27 protein-coding genes and 1 pseudogene are annotated in these 23911 nt (G+C 65.2%); 13 read left to right on the top strand and 15 right to left on the bottom strand.

Annotated features, from left to right (window positions below; genetic code table 11):
• The 4 genes from ACZ7GB_RS18405 to speB are packed head-to-tail and all read left to right on the top strand — an operon-like array spanning nt 1 to nt 3269.
• A complete protein-coding gene (locus tag ACZ7GB_RS18405; protein ID WP_078601523.1) occupies nt 1-795 on the top strand; it encodes an ABC transporter ATP-binding protein in 795 nt (264 codons plus the stop codon).
• Nucleotides 792-1559, top strand: a complete 768-nt coding sequence (locus ACZ7GB_RS18410; RefSeq protein WP_472159891.1) for an SDR family NAD(P)-dependent oxidoreductase — start codon at nt 792-794, stop codon at nt 1557-1559. The genes ACZ7GB_RS18405 and ACZ7GB_RS18410 overlap by 4 nt, the downstream gene beginning before the upstream one ends.
• The gene (locus ACZ7GB_RS18415; protein WP_472159892.1) at nt 1556-2287 is read left to right on the top strand and encodes an SDR family NAD(P)-dependent oxidoreductase; all 732 of its coding nucleotides are present in this window, start codon (nt 1556-1558) and stop codon (nt 2285-2287) included. The genes ACZ7GB_RS18410 and ACZ7GB_RS18415 overlap by 4 nt, the downstream gene beginning before the upstream one ends.
• Nucleotides 2288-2300: 13 nt before the next feature.
• The gene (gene speB / locus ACZ7GB_RS18420) at nt 2301-3269 is read left to right on the top strand and encodes an agmatinase (protein ID WP_472159893.1); all 969 of its coding nucleotides are present in this window, start codon (nt 2301-2303) and stop codon (nt 3267-3269) included.
• 16 nt (nt 3270-3285) lie between these two features.
• Here speB and ACZ7GB_RS18425 read toward each other — a convergent pair whose 3' ends face one another.
• Nucleotides 3286-3609, bottom strand: coding sequence for a hypothetical protein (locus ACZ7GB_RS18425; RefSeq protein WP_472159894.1), 324 nt, complete (start codon nt 3607-3609; stop codon nt 3286-3288).
• 650 nt (nt 3610-4259) lie between these two features.
• Between ACZ7GB_RS18425 and ACZ7GB_RS18430 the strand changes: the two genes are divergently transcribed.
• From ACZ7GB_RS18430 to ACZ7GB_RS18440, 3 genes are all read left to right on the top strand, one after another.
• Nucleotides 4260-5135, top strand: coding sequence for a Crp/Fnr family transcriptional regulator (locus tag ACZ7GB_RS18430; protein WP_472159895.1), 876 nt, complete (start codon nt 4260-4262; stop codon nt 5133-5135).
• 132 nt (nt 5136-5267) lie between these two features.
• Nucleotides 5268-5702, top strand: a complete 435-nt coding sequence (locus ACZ7GB_RS18435; protein WP_152845565.1) for a hypothetical protein — start codon at nt 5268-5270, stop codon at nt 5700-5702.
• Between the two features lie 159 nt (nt 5703-5861).
• A complete protein-coding gene (locus ACZ7GB_RS18440) occupies nt 5862-7820 on the top strand; it encodes a hybrid sensor histidine kinase/response regulator (RefSeq protein ID WP_472159897.1) in 1959 nt (652 codons plus the stop codon).
• Here ACZ7GB_RS18440 and ACZ7GB_RS18445 read toward each other — a convergent pair.
• From ACZ7GB_RS18445 to ACZ7GB_RS18485, 9 genes are all read right to left on the bottom strand, one after another.
• Nucleotides 7795-8508, bottom strand: a complete 714-nt coding sequence (locus ACZ7GB_RS18445; RefSeq protein WP_078541291.1) for a response regulator transcription factor — start codon at nt 8506-8508, stop codon at nt 7795-7797. The two genes, ACZ7GB_RS18440 and ACZ7GB_RS18445, sit on opposite strands and share 26 nt — an antisense overlap.
• A 132-nt stretch (nt 8509-8640) precedes the next feature.
• The gene (locus tag ACZ7GB_RS18450; RefSeq protein ID WP_472159898.1) at nt 8641-9987 is read right to left on the bottom strand and encodes a hypothetical protein; all 1347 of its coding nucleotides are present in this window, start codon (nt 9985-9987) and stop codon (nt 8641-8643) included.
• Nucleotides 9974-11011 (bottom strand): helix-turn-helix transcriptional regulator, encoded by a 1038-nt coding sequence (locus ACZ7GB_RS18455; RefSeq protein WP_472159900.1) that lies wholly within the window; start codon nt 11009-11011, stop codon nt 9974-9976. The genes ACZ7GB_RS18450 and ACZ7GB_RS18455 overlap by 14 nt, the downstream gene beginning before the upstream one ends.
• 238 nt (nt 11012-11249) lie before the next feature.
• Entirely contained in the window at nt 11250-11651 is a 402-nt protein-coding gene (gene csgH, locus ACZ7GB_RS18460; RefSeq protein ID WP_143593938.1) for a curli-like amyloid fiber formation chaperone CsgH, read from the bottom strand.
• 73 nt (nt 11652-11724) lie between these two features.
• Nucleotides 11725-12138 (bottom strand): hypothetical protein, encoded by a 414-nt coding sequence (locus tag ACZ7GB_RS18465; protein WP_472159901.1) that lies wholly within the window; start codon nt 12136-12138, stop codon nt 11725-11727.
• A gap of 93 nt (nt 12139-12231) precedes the next feature.
• Entirely contained in the window at nt 12232-12588 is a 357-nt protein-coding gene (locus ACZ7GB_RS18470) for a hypothetical protein (RefSeq protein ID WP_078550614.1), read from the bottom strand.
• 744 nt (nt 12589-13332) lie between these two features.
• Complete coding sequence (locus ACZ7GB_RS18475) at nt 13333-13698, bottom strand: hypothetical protein (RefSeq protein ID WP_078601534.1); 366 nt, start codon at nt 13696-13698, stop codon at nt 13333-13335.
• A gap of 108 nt (nt 13699-13806) precedes the next feature.
• Nucleotides 13807-14241 carry a host attachment protein gene (locus ACZ7GB_RS18480; protein WP_078605148.1) on the bottom strand — a complete coding sequence of 145 codons (435 nt, stop codon included), beginning with the start codon at nt 14239-14241 and terminating at the stop codon, nt 13807-13809.
• Nucleotides 14242-14249: 8 nt separating this feature from the next.
• Nucleotides 14250-15089, bottom strand: a complete 840-nt coding sequence (locus ACZ7GB_RS18485) for a universal stress protein (RefSeq protein ID WP_472159904.1) — start codon at nt 15087-15089, stop codon at nt 14250-14252.
• Between the two features lie 200 nt (nt 15090-15289).
• Between ACZ7GB_RS18485 and ACZ7GB_RS18490 the strand changes: the two are divergent.
• The 3 genes and pseudogenes from ACZ7GB_RS18490 to ACZ7GB_RS18500 all read left to right on the top strand — a co-directional run.
• Nucleotides 15290-15379: pseudogene (locus tag ACZ7GB_RS18490) on the top strand (hypothetical protein); the annotation flags it as partial.
• Nucleotides 15380-15458: 79 nt separating this feature from the next.
• Nucleotides 15459-15881 (top strand): c-type cytochrome, encoded by a 423-nt coding sequence (locus ACZ7GB_RS18495; protein ID WP_472159905.1) that lies wholly within the window; start codon nt 15459-15461, stop codon nt 15879-15881.
• Between the two features lie 38 nt (nt 15882-15919).
• On the top strand, nt 15920-16345 hold the full coding sequence (locus tag ACZ7GB_RS18500) for a DUF2267 domain-containing protein (RefSeq protein WP_078523151.1): 426 nt from the start codon (nt 15920-15922) through the stop codon (nt 16343-16345).
• Nucleotides 16346-16358: 13 nt separating this feature from the next.
• Here ACZ7GB_RS18500 and ACZ7GB_RS18505 read toward each other — a convergent pair whose 3' ends face one another.
• The gene (locus ACZ7GB_RS18505) at nt 16359-17030 is read right to left on the bottom strand and encodes a phosphoribosyltransferase (RefSeq protein WP_472159907.1); all 672 of its coding nucleotides are present in this window, start codon (nt 17028-17030) and stop codon (nt 16359-16361) included.
• Nucleotides 17031-17256: 226 nt separating this feature from the next.
• Here ACZ7GB_RS18505 and ACZ7GB_RS18510 point away from each other — a divergent pair, with 226 nt between their 5' ends.
• From ACZ7GB_RS18510 to ACZ7GB_RS18520, 3 genes are all read left to right on the top strand, one after another.
• Nucleotides 17257-17967: an SDR family oxidoreductase gene (locus ACZ7GB_RS18510; protein WP_472159908.1), complete on the top strand. Its 711-nt coding sequence runs from the start codon at nt 17257-17259 to the stop codon at nt 17965-17967.
• A gap of 19 nt (nt 17968-17986) precedes the next feature.
• Nucleotides 17987-18940 carry an aldo/keto reductase gene (locus tag ACZ7GB_RS18515; protein WP_472159909.1) on the top strand — a complete coding sequence of 318 codons (954 nt, stop codon included), beginning with the start codon at nt 17987-17989 and terminating at the stop codon, nt 18938-18940.
• 67 nt (nt 18941-19007) lie between these two features.
• On the top strand, nt 19008-19745 hold the full coding sequence (locus ACZ7GB_RS18520; protein WP_472159911.1) for a sulfite exporter TauE/SafE family protein: 738 nt from the start codon (nt 19008-19010) through the stop codon (nt 19743-19745).
• On the opposite strand, the gene ACZ7GB_RS18525 is transcribed toward ACZ7GB_RS18520, so the two are convergent.
• The 4 genes from ACZ7GB_RS18525 to ACZ7GB_RS18540 all read right to left on the bottom strand — a co-directional run bounded on the left by ACZ7GB_RS18525 (nt 19746) and on the right by ACZ7GB_RS18540 (nt 23635).
• Nucleotides 19746-20345 (bottom strand): DUF2927 domain-containing protein, encoded by a 600-nt coding sequence (locus tag ACZ7GB_RS18525; RefSeq protein WP_083077871.1) that lies wholly within the window; start codon nt 20343-20345, stop codon nt 19746-19748.
• Nucleotides 20346-20506: 161 nt separating this feature from the next.
• Complete coding sequence (gene aroQ / locus ACZ7GB_RS18530; protein ID WP_472159913.1) at nt 20507-20944, bottom strand: type II 3-dehydroquinate dehydratase; 438 nt, start codon at nt 20942-20944, stop codon at nt 20507-20509.
• 64 nt (nt 20945-21008) lie between these two features.
• The gene (locus ACZ7GB_RS18535) at nt 21009-21833 is read right to left on the bottom strand and encodes a glycosyltransferase family 2 protein (protein ID WP_472159914.1); all 825 of its coding nucleotides are present in this window, start codon (nt 21831-21833) and stop codon (nt 21009-21011) included.
• Between the two features lie 143 nt (nt 21834-21976).
• Nucleotides 21977-23635, bottom strand: a complete 1659-nt coding sequence (locus tag ACZ7GB_RS18540) for a BCCT family transporter (RefSeq protein WP_472159915.1) — start codon at nt 23633-23635, stop codon at nt 21977-21979.
• Nucleotides 23636-23911 lie beyond the last annotated feature (276 nt).

Below are 23911 nucleotides of genomic sequence, written 5' to 3' on the forward strand. Positions count from 1 at the left end.
ATGAGTGCCGAAACCGCATTGGAAATCCGCGAGATCTCGAAGGAATTCGAACTCTCGGGCGGGCGCAAGCTGGTCGCCGTCGAGGGCGCGGGCTTCACCGTCGAACGCAACTCCATCTGTGTCCTGCTAGGCCCATCGGGCTGCGGGAAATCGACGATCCTGCGCATGATCGCAGGGCTCGAGACCCCGAGCGGCGGCGAGATCGTCATCGGCGGCCGCCGCGTCGAGGGACCGGGTCGCGACCGAGGCATGGTCTTTCAGGCCTATACCTCCTTCGACTGGCTGACGGTGCGCAAGAATGTCGAGTTCGGGATGCAGATCAACGGCGTCCCGGCCGCCGAGCGTCGCGAACGCGCGGAACGCTTCATCAACCTCGTGGGGCTCGGGAAATTCGCCGAGGCCTACCCATCGCAGCTCTCGGGCGGGATGCGTCAGCGCGTGGCGATCGCCCGCACGCTGGCCAACGACCCGGAAGTGCTGCTGATGGACGAGCCCTTCGGCGCGCTCGATGCCGAGACCCGCTGGCTGATGCAGGAGCTGATGATCGACGTCGCCGAGAAGACCAACACGACGATGGTGATCGTCACCCACGATCTGGAGGAGGCGATCTTCCTCGCCGACAAGATCGTTTTCCTGTCGAGCCATCCGGGCCGCGTGAAAGAGGTGATCGTGCCCGAGTTCAAGCAAGGCGCACGGATCGCCGACAAGGAAAGGGCCGTGAAACTCGACGGCTACTCCGATCTGGAAGCCCATCTGATGCGGCTGATGCGAGAGGAAGGACGCGGCAAGGAATGAGCGTGACATTCGACTTCACCGGCAAGACCGTTCTGGTCACCGGCGCTTCGAGCGGGATCGGCTATGGCATTGCCGAAGGCTTCGCGCGCGCGGGCGCCGACCTGATCATCCTGTCCGAGACCGAGACTATCCATGACGCCGCCGAAAGCCTGCCCGGCGAGGTCCGCGCGATCCGCTGCGACATCGCAGACGCCGCGATGGTGACCGAAGCGCTGGCCGATATCGAACGCGTCGATGTGCTGGTGAACAATGCAGGCCTCGAGCGCCCCACCCCGCTCAACGGTGCGAACCCGTTGGGCAATGCGACCTTCGAGCGGATCGTGGCGATCAACATCACCGGCACGCAGAACGTGACCGACGCGCTGATCTCGCGCATCCCCGAGGGTGGGCGTATATTGAACACGGCTTCGATCTGGGCGCGCACCGCCGTGCCGGGCTTCTCGGCCTATGTCGCGAGCAAACACGCGCTTCTGGGCCTGACCCGGACATGGGCGCAGGAGTTGGGCCCCCGCGGCATCCGCGTCAACGCGATCTGCCCCGGCTGGGTGAAAACCGGACCGGCGGCCAATTCTCTGCGGGAACTGGCGGAATCCAGCGGCCGCAGCGAGGCCGAGGTCGAAGCCGAGATCATGGCCGCGCAAGCGATCGACGGGCTGATGGTACCCGCCGATATGGCCGACCCTTACATGTTCCTCGCGTCCGAGGCTGGCGCGAATATCACCGGTCAGGCGCTCAACGTCGACCGCGGCGAGGTAATGTCATGAGCCTTCAGGGAAAAGTCGCACTGGTCACCGGCGGCTCGCGCGGGATCGGGCGCGCCATCGCGCTGGCGCTGGCCGAACAGGGCGCGAAAGTCGCCTTCTGCCATCCCGACGATGCACAGGCGCATGACACGCTGGCCGAGCTTCAAAAGCTGACGGAGGCGGAATCCCTGCCCGCCGATGTCTCCGACGAGGCACAGGTCGAGGGGATGTTCGACGCCGTCATGTCCCGGTTCGGGCGGATCGACATTCTCGTGAACAACGCGGGCATCCTGCGCGAAAGCCCAATTACCGAGACGAAGATCGACGAATTCGACCGGGTGATCGCGGTGAACCTGCGCGGCACTTTCCTTGCGTCGCGCGCCTTCGTGCGCCGGGCCGAGGAAGGCCGGATCATCAATATCGCGAGTGATCTGGGCTTTCTGGGGCGCGAGGAAATGTCCGCCTACACCGCCTCGAAAGGCGCGATCATCGCGCTGACCCGGACGCTGGCGCGCGAGCTTGCGCCGAAGATCCTCGTCAACGCCATCGCGCCCGGCTCGATCGAGACCGATATGACGAGCCCCGCCTCGATGAGCCCCGAACAGCTGGCAATCGACATGGCGACGCCGCTCGCCCGGTTCGGTCAGCCCGAAGATATCGCCGCGATGGCCTGCTATCTCGCAGGCCCGCAGAGCAATTTCATCACCGGTCAATGCTTCGGCGTGAACGGTGGCAGTGTCATGACCTGACAGGAGCGACCCCATGTCCAGCGATTCCTATTTCCACCCGGTTTCCGGCTTCGATCTGCCGCGCTTTGCGGGCGTGCCGACCTTCATGCGCCTGCCGCATGTCGAACTCGACGACCCGCGCCTGAAAGATGTGCAGGTCGGGTTCATCGGCAGCCCCTGGGATTCCGGCACCACCAACCGTCCCGGCCCGCGCCACGGGCCGCGCCAGCTGCGCGATCTCTCGACGATGATCCGGGCGCAGAACGGTGCGACCGGCGTGCGCCCCTTCGAGATAGTCAATTGTGCCGATCTCGGCGACGTGGCCCCGAACCCCGCCGATATTCAGGATGCGATGGACCGGATCACCCGGTTCTTCGAGACCGTCCGCGCGCATGGCATCCGCCCGATCACGGCAGGCGGCGACCACCTCAACTCGCTGCCGATCCTGCGCGCGTTGGGCACGCCCGAGCCGCTCGGCATGGTGCATTTCGACAGCCATACCGACCTGTTCCACAGCTATTTCGGCGGCAACATGTACACCCACGGCACGCCGTTCCGCCGCGCCATCGAAGAGGGTCTCCTGGACCCGAAACGCGTGGTGCAGATCGGCATTCGCGGCTCGACCTATGACAGCGAGGACCGCGATTTCGCCGATAGCGTCGGCGTGCGCGTGATCCCGATCGAGGAATTCCATGCCCGCGGCGTCGAGGATGTGATGGCCGAGGCGCGCGAGATCGTCGGCACCAAGCCCACCTATCTCTCCTACGATATCGACTTCATCGACCCGGCCTTCGCCCCCGGCACCGGCACACCCGAAGTCGGCGGCCCCAATTCCTATCAGGCGCTGCAGGTGATCCGCCTGCTCGACGGGGTCAACATCGTCGGCGCCGATCTGGTCGAGGTCTCCCCGCCCTTCGACGCCTCCGGCGCGACCGCCTTCCTCGGCGTCTCGGTGATGTTCGAGATCCTCTGCCAGATGGCGGTGACCATGACCCGCCGTTGATCGCCGAGCTGCCCGCTCAGCCCACGCGGCGCATCCCGTCCGCGTGGGTGCGATAGACCGGGGTCATGTTGTTGTCGAGGCTTGCGCCAAGGTCGAGATCCGCCTCTTGCAGCCGGGCGACTTCCTGCAGGGCGAGGCCGAGATAGCGCGCGATCTCCTGCGTCGAGAGGCCGAGGTCGCTCAGCGCAGAGACTTCCAGCGCGCGATCCGGTCCCGTTTTCTCAGCGCGCGCTCCCGACAAAGGCCAGGGAATGGTCTTCGTCGCGCGGCTGTCCTGCCGTGGCTTACGCGGCAGCGGGAGAAGGTCAGGGCTGTTTTCTGGGGTGATCCAACGAAACATCCGCACACTCCTTCGAGCTTGGCTATGAGGCCCGTTCAGCTAAACCGCATCCGGCCCGCCGCGCCATTGACCGCCGTCAATGCGAACCGCGCAGACCCGGTTCGGTGCGCTCTCTGGGCAGGGTTTTGCCAATCCACGCAGGGCGCCCGGAGGGGCAACACGTCTTTTCACACTTCAGGCACTGAACTGGGTCGGAGCGCGGACCGAAACCCGAGCGCTGATGCGCAACCTGACGAAGGGCCGCAGCCTGCGCGGTCATGGCTGCGATTGACGCCCAATAATGCCACGCGCGCCGCGCGGGGGTATACTTGGATATTCGCGGAGGGTTGGGGCTACCTCACCCGTTCGAGTCCGCTCGAAGAGCCTTTCGCGAAACCCGCCGGCCACCGCGCGTCTGTCCCCAAGGCTCGGCCGGCGGGGCCGTTTTCATGCGCATTTCAAAACTCCGCCGATGGCACACCGCAGGTCAGTCAGCGCGCCACGATACGCAATATTATTGCGCAAAATGCCTCTCATATTTCGGAAATCTACATTTCTCTACAATTTCTCGCCTGACAGATGGCCCCTGAGGCGGCAAGATTCCTGCAGTCACAAAAGACGCGTGTTGCCCGACCACTGCCATCGATCGGGGGGCATAAAGGGGGGGGAATATGTTCAACACTCAGGCCATACGGCCGCAAGTCGACGCGAAATGCGAGGACTGCATCGCGCGCCAGACAGGACTTTGTAGCGCCTTCGATAGCGAGGCGCTCCTCGATTTTGCTCATCGCAGCTACCGTGAAACCTATCACCAGGGCGCCGAGATTGCGGCTCAGGGCGAAGTGGCGGAACGGGTCGGCATCGTCGCCTCCGGGCTGGTGAAGGTCGTCGTTCTGACCGAAGGCGGGGACGAATACGTTCTGCAAATTCTACGCGCGGGGCACCTGATCGGGGATCCGGACCGCGAGGTGAACGGGTTTTCCAGCGAGGCCGCCACCGAAACCGCGATCTGCTGGATGCCACGCCAAACATGGCACAATTTCCTGCAAACGCATCCGCAGATCTTCCGCGGCTGTCTGTCGGCGCTGAACCGGCAGTTCGAAGAACTGCAGTTGAGCGTCGTGAAAATGCGCGGGCGCAGCACCGTGCAGCGGCTCGCGCTTTGGCTGATCGAACAACTCCCCGGTGCGCCCGACGGAAGCACACCGCAAATTCGCATCGTGCTGACCCGGCGCGATCTGGCGTCGCTGTTGGACATGACGGTGGAGACCCTGTGCCGGGCGCTGCACCAGATCGAAGAGCGCGGCGCGATCCGCCTGCTTGCGCCCGACCATCTCGAAGTCAGGGATCTCGGACGACTGCGTCGGCTTGCGAAATACCAGAATGAGCGGATCGGCGCGGCCCTTGCCGAGCCCGATTCCGCACCGCGCCTGTCTCAACGCGAGACATGGTCCAGGGGCGGAAAAGCACCCGTCTCAAAACTCGGGTCCGAGGGACATGCGCCCGGGCGCACACCGGACTTTGCCACACGCGGAGGGCAGCGATAGAACGAGGACGCGCCGGCCCGGAATGTCTCGGTGGATCACACATCGCGCAACCTGCATTGATCGTGGTCAATGCGCGCGGCCTCACGCGCGGCAAAGCTCGCGATGTGTCAGATCACATCCCGGGAGGCCCCTATGCCACGCAAATCCGACGCGATCGCCCGCACCAACGCGGGCTATGCTGACCTCGTGAAACGCCTGCTACCGCCAGACGGGCCGGACCCGGCACTGCTTGGCCCGATCGTCGCGATGCAAACTCAGGCGGCCGATCGCATGTTGCAGCTCAATCAGGAATGGCTGCGCTTCACCACCGATCGGATCACCTGCGACCGCGCCCTGCTCGCCAGTCTGTCCAATCCCGGCGATCCCGCCGCAATCGCCTCCGCCTGGTCGGAGTTCTACTCCGGCGCGATCGACGATTATTCCGCGCTCTATCGCCGCCTCTGGGGGCAATATGCCGAGGAGATGACGGAGGCGGTATTCGACAGCCAGAAGCAGGTGCAGGACCTGTTCATGACCTCCCTGCAAGGGGCGGGTTTCGGCGAGCACCGCCACGCGACCCCGGTCTGAGCGACCGCAATTGGAAGGCCGGATCTGCCTCTCAGCGGCGGGCCCGGCAGGTATAGTTTTGTGCGTTTTTTCGTCTTTCCTCCACGGCGGGACACGAAACCGAGTATGATTTCATGAGTGATCAGGGCGTGGTGCCAAGCGCGAAATGAGGTGGCGCCAGTGGTAAATTCCAAACGCGAAGACACCGGGCCGAAGACGCGTGCCTCGCGCGCGGCGCTTGCCGATGGTGTGGGAGACATGATCTCTCTGATGCCGATCCCGGTCGCGGTGTTCGACACCGCGATGCGTCTGGTTGCGACCTCGGCGGCGTTTCAGGAGACCTACGGCGTCGATCTCTCCGGCGCGAGCGAACCGGGTGACGGCGACCTGCTGCCCTGGCTGCCAGAGGGCTACCCCGCCGCGCGCGATAAGGCGCTCGCCGGAGAGGTTGTGCAATGCGACGAGACCCGGACGACGCTCCCCGATGGGCGTGTGATCCGGAACCGCTGGATTACCGCACCGATCCACCGCGACGGCGGCGTCGCGGGGATTATCCTCATCATCGAGGATATCAGCGCCGGGAAGGGCTCGCAGCCGCCGACCGCCCTGCGCGCGGAACGGATCGCCGAGGCGATGGATGCCGCCGGGATCGCCCTGTTCGAGGTGGATTTCGACCGTGATGCATTCCTCGCGACCGGATCCGCCCGGCAGCTTCTGGAGACGCAGGAGGTGCCCGACAGCTACGACAAATGGCTCGCCCTCGCCGCGCCGGAGGATCGTGCGCAGTTCGACGCGCTCTATCGCGCGGCGCTGGACCCCACCGGCAGTCGGAAATTCTCGATCGAGTTCAAACTTGCCGAGAGCCGCGAGCCCAAAGTGATCGAGTTGCGCGGCAATATCCGGTTTGATGAGACCTGCGATCCGCCCCGTCCGCTGGGCGTCGTCGGCGCGATCCTCGATCGCACGGAACGCGCGCGGATATCGGAGGCGTTGGTACAGGCGCAGCGGCTGGAAACCGTGGGCCGAATGGAGGGCCTGATTGCACATGATTTCAACAACTTGCTGACCGTCATCCTTTCCAATCTGGAGCTCGCATCGTGCGCCGAGATGGCCGAGATCGCGCGTGACCATCTGGAACGCGCGATCGACGCGACGCAGATCGGCGCTGGGTTCAATCAGCGGCTTCTGGCGCTTGCCGGAGCGCGGACGCCGAAACCGGTGTGCTTCGACCTCGATGCGCAGCTCGCCGAGACATGGACGCTGCTGGAGCGTGTGCTGGGCGAACAGGTGCATCTGCGTCTCTTGCCCGGCGCCGATCATGGCCAGATCTACATGGATCGCGGAGAGTTGGACGGCGCGCTGCTCAATCTCGTCATCAATGCGCGCGACGCGATGACGGCCACCGGTACGATCACCATTCAGACCGGCTGCGCGCGGTTTGACGCGCATCAGGCCGCCGAGATCGACGGCGCGCGGCCGGGCTGCTTCCTCACGGTGAGCGTGACCGATACCGGGCAAGGCATGACCCCGGACGTGCGCAGGCAGGCTCTCGATCCGTTTTTCACCACCAAGGATGCGCAGGTCGGGAACGGGCTCGGTCTGACCAGCGTGGCGAGTTCGGTCGCGCGGGCGGGCGGATTCCTGCATATCGACACGGCACCCGACAAAGGCACCACGATCACGCTCTATCTGCCCGAGACCGAGGGGGAGCCCACGCCCGCGCCTGCCGACCATCACGACACGCTGCGAATGGGCGATGGTCAGCTGGTGCTGGTGGTCGAGGACGATCCGCTCGTACGCGAGGCGGTTCTCGACCGGCTGGAGGCTCTGGGCTACGCGGTGATCGAGGCCGCGAACGCATCCGAGGCGCTGGAGCAGATCGAGGCGGGCGAGCCGGTCGAGCTGCTGTTTTCCGACGTCGTATTGCCCGGCACCTTTTCGGGCTTCGACCTCATCGATCGAGCCCGCGCCCGCGATCCCGCATTGCCCGTGCTTCTGACTTCTGGCCATACGTCAGAGCACTTCTCCGGGCGCCCCGAAGCCGAACGCGAGGTGGAATTGCTCACGAAGCCCTATTCCCTCTCGACATTGAGTGCGGCGGTCGCGCGTGCGCTCAAGCCGGAGGGACCTCCCCCGTGATCTGGCCGGTGAAGACATAGCCCACGCCGCGCACGGATCGGATCATCCGATTGGCATCATCCGCCGGTTCGATCTTGCGCCGAAGCCGGGCGATATGGGTGTCGATAGTCCGGTCATAGGGCGACCAGTCGCGCCCGTGGAGCACCCGGTTGATGTCGTCGCGCGAGAGCACCTGCTCCGGACGGCTGAGGAACAACTCAAGCAGTTTCGCCTCCGTTCCGGTCAGATCCTCACGGCGACCGTCATTATGCTCGATCACGCCGTGACGCAGGTCGATACTGCTGTGATCGATGCGCAGCCGCTCGCGCGGCACGTTGCGGGTCCGATAGCCATCGAGCACCCTGCGGATGCGGATCGCGACCTCGCGCGCGGCGAAGGGTTTGACGATGTAGTCATCCGCCCCCGCTTCCAGACCGCGCACCCGGTCGAGCGGTTGCCCTTGCCCGGTGATGAAGATGACGGGAATATTGCTGCGCCCGCGCAGGACACGCGCGAGTGCGAGCCCGTCATCCGCGCCCAACCCCAGATCGAGCGTCACGAGATCGACGTCGCCCGCTTCGATCTCCTGCATCATACCAGTGGCGTCCGATGCCTCGCGCACCGCCCAGCCTTCCGCCTCAAGGCAGTCCCGTAGCGCGCCGCGTACGCAAGGATCATCTTCGACGACGAGAATTGTCTGCTGTTCCACAGGCGCGACCTCCTATCCCCTCCGCACCTATCGGGAGCGCCGCCGCGCTTTTGATGGCGCCGCAAAACCCTTTCCCGAATTATGTCATGATCGGCGCCCCCTGTCCGCCCTGTCTTTGATGGTGATCAAGGGTCAGAAACGGTAGAGGAAATTAAACGTTATCGTTCCCTCAAACCCGTGCCGCCACCGAATTTCGTCATGCCGGATGGTCTCGCCCGCGGTCGAGAGCGCCGCCGCCGAGACCGAACCGGAGCCGACCGTCGTCGTCCCCGAAGAGCGCGAAATGAGCGACGCCTGCCCCGTCTCCTGCACCCCCAGAGAGACGGCGAAGGCGCTGTTCCGGCCGATTTGCTGCTCGAAGACCATGCCCGCCCGCAGGACCGGTTCCACATGGGAATATCGGGACCGCTCGGGCGCGTTGCTGGCCGAGGCGAGCCCCGGGATCGAGAGGGTTTCCTCGCTGCGCCCGCTTGCCGACACCGCCTTTGCGCCGAGATCGAGATAGAGGCCGAAGGACAGGTCGCTGGTCACGAGACGCCGCCCGCCCAGCCCCAAGGTGAGGCTCTGGCTGCGCTCGTGCAGGCGCGTGCGGCGCGCGCTCTCGATGGCCGGGATGGCCCGGCTCGCCGTGAGAGAGGCCGTCGTCGTGTAGGTCTCGCCCGTGTGGCGCGACAGATCCCCGAAGCCGAGACGCGGGCCCCAGCTCCAGTCGCGGCTGTGACCCAGCGGGCTCGCGATCACGCCGCCCAGCTCGCGCACACGGCTATGGGCGCTGACCCGTTGCGCGACCTTCACGCTGTCCGGCGCCCCGAGACCGATAACGGAAAACCCGCCCGGATCGAACACGGCCGCCAGAGCTGTGGCCTCTCCGGTAGCGCCATCGAGACTGAGCGCCGCGAAGCCGCCCCCGCCTGCGCCGGGCGAAAACGCGTAGGTCTCGATGCGATTGCCAGTGACTGCGGGCGAGAAGGATTGTTGCTCGATATGAACGGTGCCGCCATGCCCGTCGGGAAGGGACAGCGAGGCTGTCGCATTCGCCCCCGACAGCGTGCCCCCCGCGCCAAGCATCGGGTTCAGATCGATCGCGATATTGCCCTGCCCCGTGCGCGGCCCCGTCAGAAGGAGCGTGCCGGAACTCGGCAGACCCGAGACAGCTTGCGCCTGCGCGAAACCGGAGCCGCGCCCGAAGCTCAGACCGAGCTGAGGCCGGGTCGAGAAATCCGGGGTCCAGCCCGCCTGCGGAAGGATTTGCAAAGGGCGCACGGGGCCTTGCAGCCCGAACTCCACGCCGCGCCCCTCCTCTCCGGTGATCTGAGAGCCCAGCCCCGGCACGAACGGTCCGCGTTGGGGCGGCGCGAGCGACCAGCCTTGCCACATCGAGGGCGGCTGCGCGAGCGCCGGGGGCGTCAGCGTGGCCAGCGCGACCAGCCCGCCAAGGGCGCAGCCGATGGGGCGGACTATGCCGTCACGCCGTCGCATTGATCGTAGCAAGGCGGCTCAGAAGGGCCACCAGCTCCTGTTGGCGCGACGTTTCGGTCTTGCGCATCACCGCCGCGAGCTGATTGCGCAAGGTTTCCTTCGACATCCGCCGGCGCAAAGCCAGTTCGCCGATCGACTCCCCCGCCAGCAGCGCCAAGGCGAGATCGGCCTCCTTCGCGTTCATGCCGAAGAGCCGCCAGAGAAAATCCTGATCCAGTTCGAGCGGCATATCGAGGTCTTCGTAGATCACCGCGAAATTCGGCCCGGCGCCCGGCAGGCCAACCGCCTCGCCCGCGGCCAGCCGGATGATTGTCAGGATCTCGCGCGGCTCACCGCGATTTCGCGGCACGGACATGATCGCGACGCGCTGACGGAGGCTGCCTTGCAGCGATTGGATCTGCGTCGCGAATTCGTCATCCACGATGGGATCGGACAGCCGCAGCGTCCCATCTGGCGAGACCTGCAGCGCGCGGCCATTGCGCAGGATTGCCCGCGCCCGCCCGTTCATCCGCGAGACGTTGCGCCGCTCGTTGCACAGCACCACCGAGAAGGGCAGAATTTCCAGAAGATTACCGCTCAGACGCTCGGCCGCGTCGAGCCGCTGGCGCACCTCCATGATCCGCGTCGCCACATCGAGCTGCCGGGCGAGCCGGGTCAGAAAGTCCTTCAAAGGCCGCCGCAGCTCCGCCTCCAGATGGCGCGGATAGCGCAGTTCGATCCCCAGAAGATGACGCTCGCCACGATCGAACAGGACCCCGGCGAGACAGGTCTTGGGCGGGCTCGTCCGGCGCAGCACCTGCCCCATCGGCCCGCCATTCACCGTCTCCGCACCGAGATCGCCGTCGTCATAGACCCGGCCGATCTCCTGCCCGTGCAGACTGTGCACCCAGCCGTCGGGGGCGCGCATCTCCTCGGCAAAGGCCCGGCGCAGTTCCGGGTTCGGCGTATCGAGAAGCAGGAAGTTCCCTGCGCCCTGCATCCGTTCCAGCCCGACAATCATCGGCGTCGCTTCGGGAAAATTCATCGCGACGACCGCGAGCACGGACCGAAATAGATCCCCTTCGATGGCAGATGTGAAAATTTGCTCGACCGCTGCGCCGTTCTCAGCGTGCATGCTCAAAGACATGGCGAAATCCCCTTAACCCTCTGATTAAGGAAATCCTCCGCCACGGAGAAATTTCGACAATGACAGTCATCAAGCCTGCCTATGCGCGCCGACAATGTGCGGCGCGGACAGAGGCGGAATCAGCGGGTCCCGACGATCACTTTTTTGCACTGCAGGTCACGCCACCCTCGCCTTCGACGTCCAGTCGCGCCGAGACGACGGCATGTGGACCGGCGGAGACATAGACCTTGGACAGCGTCTGCGCCTCGTCCGCGCGGGTGGCGAAAGCGCCGCCCTGCGTGGTGCTGGAGGTGCCGCCCGCACCGCTCGAGATCACGGTGAAGGAGTAGCGCCCGCGCATTGCGCGCGCCGATTGCACCCGCGCGGTCAGCTCGAGATGCGGAGCTGCGGGGCGCTCCGCGATCTCGCAGCTGAGAGGGGCTGCGCCTTGTGAGGTTTGCGCGCTCATCGCGAGCGCCATTCCGAATGGCATCCCTCCGATGAGGACAAGCAGGCCTCCGCGACGCAGGTAGTCGAGCATTTGTAGGTTCCGAGGCATGGTGTGCCTCCTTTCTCGTCCCCCTGCCCCGCACGCGTTGCGACGGGCGGGGCTAAACGGACGGCTATCGGTTTCATTTCAGCTCGAACTGAATGCCGATCGAGCCGTTTCCGCCCACGCTGGTCCCGCTGCGGGTCACACCCAGCCGGGTCTCACCCTGGAAATGGGTCTCCGTCTGGTAGTTGCCGAGCTGAGAGATCGAGCTGCCGAAACCAGAGCCCGATTGGACGGTGCCCGCGACATTGTTGTGGCCGCTCTGCGTGGTGGAGGCGTCATTAAAGCTGCCCTGCTGCTGCGTGACGGCCACATTGCCGCGTGAAGGTTGCGGGGCGATGGATGCGATGGGGGCGCTACTCGGATCATAGAAAGGCCGGCTCTGCGCCGCAGCTTCCTTCGCGAAAACGCCCAATGCCAGAGCGGCCAAAAGCCCGGTCGCGAGGATCGCGGGGGGCGCCGTGGGGGCTCTCATCTGTGTTGCGAAACTCATAACCTTTCTCCTTGTTGCTGTCGCGACGGCACAGCAGCCGCCTTCAAGACGTTGATCGGGCGGATCGCAGCCCGCCCGATCAACCATGGGACGTCAGTTCTGAACGGTGCTCGACACGTTGCCGACACCGGTCTGGACCGTGGCCGACGAGTTGCCGACATTGCCCTGAATGGTGGACGAGTAGTTCCCGAGGCCCAGCTGATCGGTGATCGAGTTGTTGAACGCGCCGGTCTGACCGGTGCCCGAGAAGTTGGCGATCCCACGTTGCACCGTGGTGCTGGTGTTGCCGTAGTCGCGCTGCACGGTGATGGCCGCGTTGTTCATACCGAGCTGCGTCGTGCTCGACCCGTTGAACCAACCCATCTGGTCGGTGAGCGACACGTTACCGCCTGCGAGGGCGGCTCCGGCGCCGGAGAGAACGACAGCGGTGGCGAGAAGCAGATGTTTCATGGTGATGGTCTCCAGACTAAAGAATGTTGATCGATCCGGATCCGCGTCCCGATCGTTCCTCCACGCTACGCCGGAGCTGCGCCGGGATCGGGGACGCAAACATCATCGAGGACGCCCCGATCGCCATGCGCTTTGGCCTGAACGCTGCTCCTTCGGCACCGCCCGACCGCGGACCGCCCGCGATAGTTCACCCACCGGCGCAAGTGGTGCGCCAGACGCGATATCCTTGCCCACTGCGCGCATATGGCCGCGCAGCTGCCCCGAACGGGCCAGCGCGTGACGCAGGCGTGCGGAGCGTTGCAGCGGATGGGGTGCGGGCGATGGTAGTCTCGCTTGCGCCCGCGCAATGACGAAATGCCATTTGGGTGAGACGCAGGCCGCCAAACGGAGGCAGATCGGCGGCGACGCTGCCCCCGCATATCAGCGCATTGACGCGCGACAAGACACGGTCGAAAAACCGCACTGCCTAGATCGACGCGAAGCCGGAAATTGCGAATATCTCGGAGCTGTTCGGTTGATACCGGCGGGTCTTGGCCGTGCTTAAGGAGAGAGCCGCGCGACTCGGGCCGGAGGGAACTGGGGAAGACCGACACGGACCACGCGGCGACGCGCCCCCGAAATGCGCAGCGCGCGCTCCCGATACGGAAACGCGCGCCACTCCCCCCTGACGGACACTACGAGCGGTGTCTCATTATCGACCCCTACCGCCCGTGCGTCCTGCCCCCACACACATGCCAGTTCCCCTCAATTGCGACGCTCCATCAGCAGCGCGACCAGCAGGCCGGTTCCGACCATGCCCAGAAGCACTCCGGCCCAGGGCACGGGATGGCTGCGCACGCTTCGACGCAAGTCATGCTGCGCCTCTGCCAGCGAGTGGCGCATTTCGAGAACCGCGTCGCGGGTATCCTCCACGAGATCGTGACCCCGCCGCGTCGCCTCCGCGCCAAGATCGCTGGCCCGCAGCCGACCATGACGTCGCAACGCCTGCGCCAACTCCGTCACATCGTCGCGCAGCTCTTCGAGATCGGCGCGTATCGCCTCGACGGCGTGGCGCTCGCGATCCTCGATATCGGCGCGTTCGTGTGCTGCGTCGCTGGATGTCTTGGCCATGGCGTTTCTCCTCTGATCCGATTTTGAACCGTGCGACAGGTTGGCAGGATGCAAAGCCGCAACACGTCGCGCATTGATCGCCGTCACTGCAAAATGCAAACGCGCGGCTCACGTGACCTTGAGTGCCTCTTGCAGCTTTTCGCGGAAATGGCGCGGCGAGAGGCTCGCGAGGTTGGAGTGGATCTCCCGGCTCACCCGCGCGGCCAGAGCCGCGGACATGGCATCCCGCATCGCGCCCAGCATCCGCGGCGGCGCGACGAGGACCAGCGTGTCGAATTGCTCTCGCCCGAGGCGCTCTTCGAGACGTTCACACAGCTGATGCGCGAAAGCGATCTCCGGCGCGTGGTCCGGATCGCCATGCGGCGCCATCGTGGCCCGCCGCCCGGGCGACCCGCTCGAGAAGCTGCGACCCGCCTTATCGCGCGGGCTCTCATGCGGCGCTTTCAGCTCGAAGACCGCCTTGCTTCCCTCGGCATCGGCCAGCACATGCGCGCTGGCGGCGTTCATCACCACAATCCATTCGGTTTTCTTCGGCTGTCGCATCGGCTCACCTATTTTGAGAACAGCACCGGCAGGTGGGATTTTTCCAACAGGCGCGTGGTCACCGCGCCGATCACGAAGTCATAGAGCCGCGAATGGCCGTAAGCGCCGACGGCGATCATCTCGGCCCCGCGTTCGCGCGCGGTATGGAGCAACGCATCGCCCGCTTCCGAGGTCGTCTTCATCCGGTCCAGAAGCGTCACGTCGAAGCCGCGCCGGTCCAGCGCCGCCGCGAGGTCGTCGCGCAGATCGTCCACGGCCTCCCGCTCGCCTTCCGACGGAGAGACGGAAAGCAGATCGATCCGCGCGCCGTGCGCCGCAAGATAGAGCATGTCATGCACCGCCCGCATCGCCTCGCGGCTGCACGAAACCCCGACGAGGATATGTTGCGCGGGCTTATCGAGCTGCGCAGCCTCGCTCACCACCAGAACCGGACGCCCGGCCTGGCGGATCAGTTGCTCTTGCATACGCACATCGCCCGCGCGCCCGGAATGGGCCGGCACCTGCGCGGACAGGACGAGATCGGCGGCCCGACAACTATCGACGAGAAAATCGATCAGCGCGTCACGCGCACCGCGCGGGCTACGAAATTCGCCCTGCACATCCTCGGCCTTGAGCGCATGCTCAAACGTCTCGCGGATCGCGGCCGCCTCCTTGCGCTGCCAGTCGACGAATTCGGGATAGACGATCGGATCGCTCGCAAGATCGCCGCCCAACAGCGGCAGCGGCTCCACGCCATGCGCCCCGATCAGATGCGCCTCGAAGCGGCGACACAGCGAGGCCGCCATCGGAGCGAGCCAGCGGGCTTCGTCTGTGTCGAGAAAGGCTGCGGCGAGGGTTCGCGGAATCATCTTGGGGCTCCTGAGTGGGTGGCATCGCGCCAAGACTGCGCCGCTGCGCGCGCGGCAGCATTGATCACGCGCAACGTCCAAGCGGTTCATGCGCCTCGGGCCGCTCGCCGCCGCTATGCGCGCCGTCAATGCGGGTGCCGCGCCGGACGTGAGAGGCTTGAACTCGTTCCACCGAGACATTTCTCACGGGAGTTTCTGCATGTCTGAGCGACGGGGTCCTGACCGTGGCCCTGCCGAAAACCGTCGAAGCGCGCGAGAAAGATCGCCGCATCGACGTCAAGGCGCGATGAGCGCGCATCACCCGGGCGGCCCTTCGCGCCCTGAACTGTCAGCGCGACGGGCCGCCCCCTGAACCGGAAGGACAGTCCGATGACCAGACCCGTATTTGCAACCCTCGCAGCCCTCGCATGGGCCTTGCCCGTCAGCGCGGAAGAGGCCTCCAGCAGCCCGATGACCGCCGCGCAGATGGGGGCAGATCTTTACCAGAATTACTGCGCCACCTGCCACGGCAAGAGCGCTGCGGGCGACGGGCCGCTCAGCGAATATTTCACCACGCACGTGCCGGCGCTGACCCAGCTTTCGGCGAAGAACGGTGGGGAATTCCCGCTCGCGCGGGTCGTGCATCTTATCGACGGCGGCCAGCAGATGCCCTTCCACCGGGGCGCGATGCCCAGCTTCGGCCCGACGATGATGGAGGATACCGCAGGGACGGTCGGCGCGCTCAACGCGGAGGTCTACACGCGCGGGCAAATCCTGCTGATCGCGGAATATCTCGCAAGCATCCAAAGCTGAGGCAGCGTCCTCAGCCATCCATCCGGGAGGTTTGACCGATGAAAGTGACCGGCCTGAGTGCCATCGACCACGCCCCGCAGATCGTGGCGGAATGGCTCAACGATCTGGAATATCGCTTGGACAACAAGGACCGCAGCCACGCTTATCTGCTGTTGCGCACGACCTTGCATGCGATCCGCGATTTCCTGACCACCGCGGAAGCTGCCGATCTCGGGGCGCAACTTCCGGTGCTGCTGCGCGGGATTTACTACGACGGCTTCGTGCCCTCGCGCCAGCCCGCCCATCCGCGCAATCGCGACGCCTTTGTCGGACGGGTGGCGGAGGCGTTTGCCGACCGCCCGCTCGACGATCCCGAAGCGGAAGTGGCGGCGGTGTTCGATCTGCTGCATGAACGGATTTCCGAGGGGGAATATCGGCAGGTGACGCAAGCGATGCGCCACTCGCTGCGCAGCCTGCTCGCTTGACCGAGAGGGACTGCTAGGCCTGATCCTTGCGCGGCGGTCGCGCCTGCGCCGTGGCGAGGATTTGCGCGACCTCCGCATCGGGAACTTGCCCGAAATAGGTGTAATAGGCCCCGACCGCCCCGAAGAACGACGGCACCAGCGGGCAGATCACGCGGTCGGCCTCGGTGCGGATCGCCTCCAGAGCGTCCTCTGACGCGACCGGGATCGCGCAGACCAGCTCTTCGGGACCGGCGGCCCGCACCGCGCGCAATGCCGCGCGCATCGTGGCCCCCGTCGCCACCCCGTCATCCACGAGGATCGCGACCCGCCCGGCCAGCGGCAGCCCCGGTGCGCCGTAGCGCTTGATACGGTCCGCGATCACCTCGCGCTCCCGGGCGGCAAGGTTTTCCAGCGTGGCCGCATCGCAGCCGCTGGCGCGGATCACATCGGCGTTGCGCACCAGCACCTCGCCACGCAGCCCCGCGATCGCCGCAAGCGCCACTTCGGGATTGCTGGGCGCGCCGAGCTTGCGCACGAAGACAAGATCCAGCGGCAGATCGAGGCGCTCGGCCACCTCCCACGCGACCGGCACTCCGCCACGCGGCAGCGCAAGCACCACCGCGTCGCGCCCGCGATAGGCCTCAAGCTGACGCGCGAGGACGATCCCCGCCTCGGCCCGGTCGGTATAGCCTTCGAGATCGCTCATGCGGGCCTCCCCTGCCCATGGGTGCAGTCGGAAGCCAGCGTGCCGCGCCATCGAGGGCGCGGCATTGATCTTCAACAACGGGACATCGACGCAATCGCCGCCTAACCGCGCCGCGCTCCGCAAAAAGTGAAAAGAAATTCGGGACCGCCGAAGCCCTGGCCCTATGTCGATCTGGAGCGGCTGCGGCGTGTTCGAACGCTGCCGGGCCAAGCAGGAGACCTTCGCCATGAGTTTGAAAGACAACCGCATTCTCGTCGTGGGCGGCTCGTCCGGGATCGGCTTCGGCGTGGCACAGACGGCGTTGGACCGCGGAGCGCAAGTCACTATCGCCTCACGCGCGGCGCAGAAGGTCGACGAGGCCTGCGCGTGGCTTGGTGGCGCGGTCGAGGGCGTGACGCTCGACACCGGCGATGCGCCCGCGTTGGAGGCCTTCTTCGCGGAGCGCGAACCGTGGGACCATGTCTATTGCTCGGCGGCCAGCACCAAGGTCGCCGCCGTGAAAGAGTTGCCGCTGGAAGATGCGCAAGCCTCTTTCGACTCGAAATTCTGGGGTGCCTATCGCCTCGCCCGCGCGGCGAAGATCGCGGATGGCGGCTCGCTCACCTTCACCTCGGGTTTTCTGTCGCAACGGCCCAAATCCGGCGCGGCGATCCAGGGTGCGATCAATGCAGGCCTCGAGGGGTTGACCCGTGGCCTCGCGCTGGAATTCGCGCCGGTGCGGATTAACTGCATCTCCCCCGGGCTGGTGAAAACCGAGATGTACGACACGCTCGAGGGCGATGGACGCCGCGCGATGTTCGACAATGCGGCCGAGCGTCTGCCCGTGGGCCAGGTCGGCCTGCCCGAACATATCGCCATTCAGGCGCTCGCCCTGATGGACAACCCTTACATGACCGGCTCCACCGTCTTTGTCGAAGGCGGCGGGTTGCTGATCTGAGAAAGCGAAAGGACCTCCCATGAAACGCACCCCCCTCGGCACGACAGGCTTCGAGATCGCCCCCATCGTCTTTGGCGGCAACGTGTTCGGCTGGACGCTGGACGAGACCGAGAGCTTTCGCATCCTCGACGCCTTCATCGACCACGGGTTCGATGCGATCGACACCGCCGATGTCTATTCGAAATGGGCCGAGGGCAATTCGGGCGGCGAATCCGAGACGGTTCTGGGCCGCTGGTTCGAGGCGCGACCGGGCATGCGTGACAAGGTGAAGCTGTTCACCAAGGTCGGCTCGGATATGGGCGGACCGGGCGAGAAAGGTCTGGGGGCGGAGTGGATTTCCAAGGCCATCGACCGTTCGCTGAAGCGGCTCAAGACCGACCATGTCGATCTCTATTTCTCGCATTGGCCCGATGACAGCGTCAGCCATGCGGAGACGCTGGGCGCCTATGACACGCTGCTGAAGGCAGGCAAAGTCCGCGCGATCGGCGCGTCGAATTACGACGCCGAGCTGCTGACGGCGGCGCTGGAGACCGCGGATAAAGAGGGGCTGCCGCGCTATCAGGTGATCCAGCCGGAATATAACCTTTATGACCGTGACGGCTTCGACGGGCCGCTGCGCGATCTGTGCCGGCGGGAGAATATCGGCGTGGTCACCTATTTCTCGCTCGCCGCCGGGTTCCTGTCGGGCAAATACCGCTCGAAAGCCGATCTGGAAGGCCGCAAGCGTGGCGGGATGGTCGAGAAATACCTGACCGATCGCGGCATGGCGATCCTCGACGTGCTCGAAGACGTCGCCAGCCAGAAAGGTGCAAAACCGGCCGAGGTCGCGACGGCATGGTTGATCAACCGCGAGGGCGTCAGCGCCCCGATCGCGAGCGCCACGAGTCTGTCGCAGGTCGAGAGCTTCGCGAAGGCCGTGGAGATGAACCTGACCGACGAAGAAATGCGCCGCCTGACCGACGCGGGCGCTTAATATCTCCTAACTCCCGGGTGGCCCGCCGGGCCACCCGATCCTCCCCTCCCGACCGGACCCCATTTACATGTATGAAACCGTTTTGCTGATCGTGGCGGCCTTGATCGTCGGGATGTCGAAGGGTGGGCTTTCGACCGCTGCGGCCATCGCGGTGCCGATGCTGGCGCTGTTCATGAACCCGGTGAAAGCGGCGGCGACGCTGCTGCCGGTCTATATCGTGACCGATTGGGTGGGCGTCTGGCTCTACCGCCACCATTTCTCGAAGCGGAACCTGTTCATCCTCGTGCCTGCGATCCTCGCGGGCGTCGCCATCGCGACCCTCATCACGCCCTACACGCCCGAATGGGCGCTGCTGGTCTTCACCGGGTTGATCGGGATCTGGCATGTCGCGCGGGCCTGGCTGAAACGCCATGACGACAGCCAAGCCGAGGCGAAAGTCGTCCCGGGTCTGTTCTGGGGCACGCTGACCGGCATCGCGAGCTTCATCACCCATTCCGGCGCGCCGCCGGTGCAGGCTTACCTCCTGCCGCAGAAACTGCCGAAGCTGGAATTCGCGGGCACCATCGCCATCGCCTTCGCGATCGGCAATATCGTGAAACTGCCCGCCTATTGGGTGATCGGCCAGCTCGTCGGGCTGAACTGGTCGCTCGTCGCGGGGCTTGCGGTGGCGGGCATCGCGGGCACCGTCGCGGGGCGTTGGCTGACCGCGCGGCTGTCGCAGCAGCTCTACATGCGGGTCATCCAGATCATGCTGGCGCTGCTGTCGGTTCTGCTGCTGATCCGCGGCGGGATGCAGGTGATGTGATCAGCGCGGCGGGTAATGGCTGCGCAGCGTCATCGCGTCCTGCCCGATCAGTCGCGTGACCGAATTCCCATTCTCCGAGAAGATCGAGCTTTGCGTATAGTACGGGTCTTCCAGATCGGTCGAGAAGCCCAGCGACTGCACGATTTCCTCGAGTACGACCGAGCGGATGTCGCGCATCTGGATGTCGCGACTGAAGGCGATATCGGCATCGGTGATCCGGCCCGTATTCGTCTGCCAATAGAACGTCACCTTCGCGACCGTGCCCGGTCCTAACCGCCTGCCGTTGAGACGCATCGACGGCGTTCCCCGCACGGTGCCGCCCACGGGCGTGTCGGTCAGATAGAGATTGATATCCGCGGGACGCGCCCCGGCGTAGCTCAGATGTAGCGCGGCGCCGGTCTTGTTGATCTGGTCGATCGCCGCGCGGGCGGCCTCTTCGATGGCATGGGCGCGCTTCGCGGGGAAATGCTTTGAGCGGAATGCAAGGCCCACCGTCAGGTCGCGGCACTTGCTGGCGGCCCATCGGCGATAGGGCAAGGTGCAGGCGCCCCCGGGTCGCGCGGCGCAGGCCATCGCCCGGTAGAAGTCGCGATCGCTCATCTTGCCGGAATTGGCGATGTTGCGATCGGCGGCGGTGTCGCGCGCCTGCGCGGGGAGCGCGAGGCTGAGTGCAAGCGCAAGGCAGGTCGCGCCGGGGGCGACGCCGCGGGCAATACTTATTGATTTCTCTAATAGTTGCAGACCGATCTTAAAGCCCCCTCTTAACTCAGAACCGAACAGGCGCGGCGGGTGGCGAGGGCGTAACCCTCGATCCCGAAGCCCGCCAGAACCCCCTCCGCCCGCTGCGAGATGAAGGAATGATGGCGGAAGCTTTCGCGTTTGTGAACATTCGAAATATGCACTTCGAAGACCGGCCCCTCGAACGTGTTGAGCGCATCGAGGATCGCGACGGAGGTGTGGGTATAGGCGCCGGCGTTGATCACGATCGCGCAGGCCGCGTCGCGCGCACGGTGGATCTGCTCGACGATTTCGCCTTCGAAATTCGACTGGAACAGCTCGACCTCGAAGCCCCTGGACTGCGCCTCCTCGCGGCAGATCCGCTCCACGTCCTCGAGCGTGTCCGAGCCGTAAATCTCGGGCTGGCGCTTGCCCAGAAGGTTCAGGTTCGGGCCGTTGAGGATATGGATGGTCTTCGACATTCTGCGCTCCGGATGGCGCGTGGGACGGGCGCGCCCTGCCCCCAGCGCGGATCATTTCCCCAAGCTATAGGGCCTTGCGCGGGTTCACGTCCAGCAAAAGGGCGTGATCGGCGGGCGTGGTGGCGCCTTGGTCACGCTCGACGAACTGGCGCAGCTTGGAGAGGTTCTTGCGCGCGAGCACGCCGAGCGCCGAGACAGGCCCGCCCAGATGATTGGTGCGGATCGCCCGATAATCTTCGACCATCTTGCAGCGCAGGTGCGCCAGAGAGCGGTTGCTGACGCCGCCCAGCCGCATCTTGTAGAGAAGCTCGGGCAGGTAGACCGCGCGACCTTGGAGCGCGCTGAAGACACGCAGCATGAAGTCATAATCCGCCGCGATCCGGTAAGAGGTGTTAAAGCCTCCCAGCCGCGCATAGGTGGCGCGGCGCAGGTAGAGCGTGGGATGCGCGGGCGCCCAGCCCCGGCGCAGCTTGGCCGGGGTGAAGCCGCCATTGGCCCAATGCCGGATAACAGTATCCGGATCGCCGCGCAGGACATAATCGAGATTGGCGAAGACGGCCTCGACCTGCGGATCGGCAAAGGCGGCGGCGACATGGGCCAGCGCATCGCGATGAGCCAGCATGTCATCGGCATGAACGAAGCCCACGACCTCACCCGTCGCCCGCGCGATGCCCTTGTTGAGCGCATCGTAGAGGCCCCCATCGGCCTCGCTGAAAGCTATCATCCGAGAATGGCGCGCAGCCTCGATCGCCGCGAGAGAGCCGTCGTGCGAGCGCCCCTCGATGATAAGATGCTCGAGATTACGGTGGCTCTGCCGCGCGACCGAGGCGATGGCATCGCCGACGGTGTCCTCAGCGTCATAGACCGCAGTAATCAGGGAAATCTTCATCGACCTTACCCGTCCGTTAGGAACTCCACTAACGCTGCGTCAACACGATTAAGAAATCCCTAACGCCACTCTGGCCCCGCCAACGCGCCGCATGGAAAGGCCGGGCGCTGCGGCCCGGCCTTCTCTCGTCATGGGTCTTGCGATCACTCCGCAGGGTTGGCCTGCGCCCCTTGCGGTGCCGGCGGCGGGGTCGGATCGGCCCCGTAGAGATCGCCCGGCAACTCGGAGGGCATCGCGTGATCGGCCTCTTCGTCGCTCTGGTAGCGCTGGTTGTGGCGATAGAGCATCAAGGGGTCCCATCGCAGCGCCTTCAGCAATCCGACGAGGATGAAGAAGCACACGATTGCGAAGGGGAAGCCCGCGACGACCGCCGCCGCCTGCAGCGCGTTCAGCCCGCCTGCGAGCAGCAGCACCGAAGCCACCGCGCCTTCCGTGACCGCCCAGAAGATCCGCTGCACCTTCGGCGGATCGGCATCGCCGCCCGCGGTCAGCATGTCGATCACGAAGGAGCCCGAATCCGAGGAGGTCACGAACCACATCACGATCAGGATCACCGCGAAGCCCGACATCAGGCTCGCCAGCGGGAAATGCTCGAGCAGCGCGAACATCGCGTCGCCATAGGCGTTCTTCGTCGCATCCACGATAGTGCTGTCACCGCCCAGCGAGATGTCGAGCGCGGTGCCGCCAAAGGCGCAGAACCAGAAGAACATGATCGTCGTCGGCAGCAGCATCACGCCCACCACGAATTCGCGGATCGTGCGCCCTTTCGAGATGCGCGCGATGAAGACGCCCACGAAGGGCGACCAGGAAATCCACCACGCCCAGTAGAAGATGGTCCAGCTATTCTGCCACGAGCCGTCCTTCTGCCACGCCTCGGTCCAGGAGCCCCAGCTGACGAGCTCCGCAATGTAATCGCCATAGCTTTGGACGAAGAGGTCGAAGATGAAGATGGTCGGGCCGACGATCACCATGAAGGCGAGGAAGACTATCGACAGGCCGATATTGAGGTTCGACAGTCGCTTGATCCCACCATCGAGGCCCGCCACGACCGACAGGGTCGCAGCCGCGGTGATGCAGGCGATGATGATGATCTGCACGAAGGGCGATTGGTCGATGCCGAAGACGGTGCCGAGGCCCGAATTGATTTGCATCGCGCCCAGACCCAGCGAGGTCACGATGCCGAACATGGTGCCGAAGACCGCGAGAATATCGACCGCGGAGCCCCACGGCCCGTAGATTTTCTCGCCCAGAAGCGGATAGAGCGCCGAGCGGATCGTCAGCGGCAGGCCCTTGCGGAAGTGGAAATAGGCCAGCGCCAGCGCCACGACCGCATAGATCGCCCAGGCCTGGAAGCCCCAGTGCATGAAGGCGATGGTCATCGCTTGCCGGGCGGAGGCTTGGGTTTCCGCCTCACCGACGGGCGGGGCGAAGAAGTGATACAGAGGCTCGGCCACGCCCCAGTAGATCAGTCCGATCCCGATCCCGGCCGAGAACAGCATCGCCGTCCATGAAAAAAGCCCGTAAGCGGGCTTGTCGGTCATGCGACCCAGTCGGATATCGCCATAAGGTCCGAAGGCGAGAAAGACGGTTGCGGCGAGGAATAGGTTCACCTCGACGATCAGCGCCCAACCTAGATTCGTCGCGAGCCAGTCCTGCAAACCGGTGAAGAGCGCCTTGGCCTGATCGCTGAACATGGCGCCGAAGATGATGAACCCGATGATGAGGACCGCAGAGACGAGGAACACCGTCTTGTGGACCTTGGGGAATATGAACAGCCGTTCTTGCGGCATCTTATCGTGCATTGGTCTCCCTTTCTGTTGGTGCGCCGGATCGCGTCGGTTGACGAGACTGGGCGCCCAATCCCCGCACGTCTCGGCAGGGTTCCCTCGGATCGATCAATGTTTCATGCGTGCGCCGGGTTCCGCCGATTTGTGAAAAAGCAAATCGCACGCGACGGAATGAGGGGACTTGGCAGCGAGGAGATTTTCGCCCAATCTGCCGCGCAGGGCTGAAGGCGATGGCGTCGCCGGCGCAGCTTGCGCCCGCCCTGTCTCACCCATCCTGCACGCCGGGATCTT

The sequence above is a fragment of the Thioclava sp. PTB-PU3-1 genome (assembly GCF_055666785.1).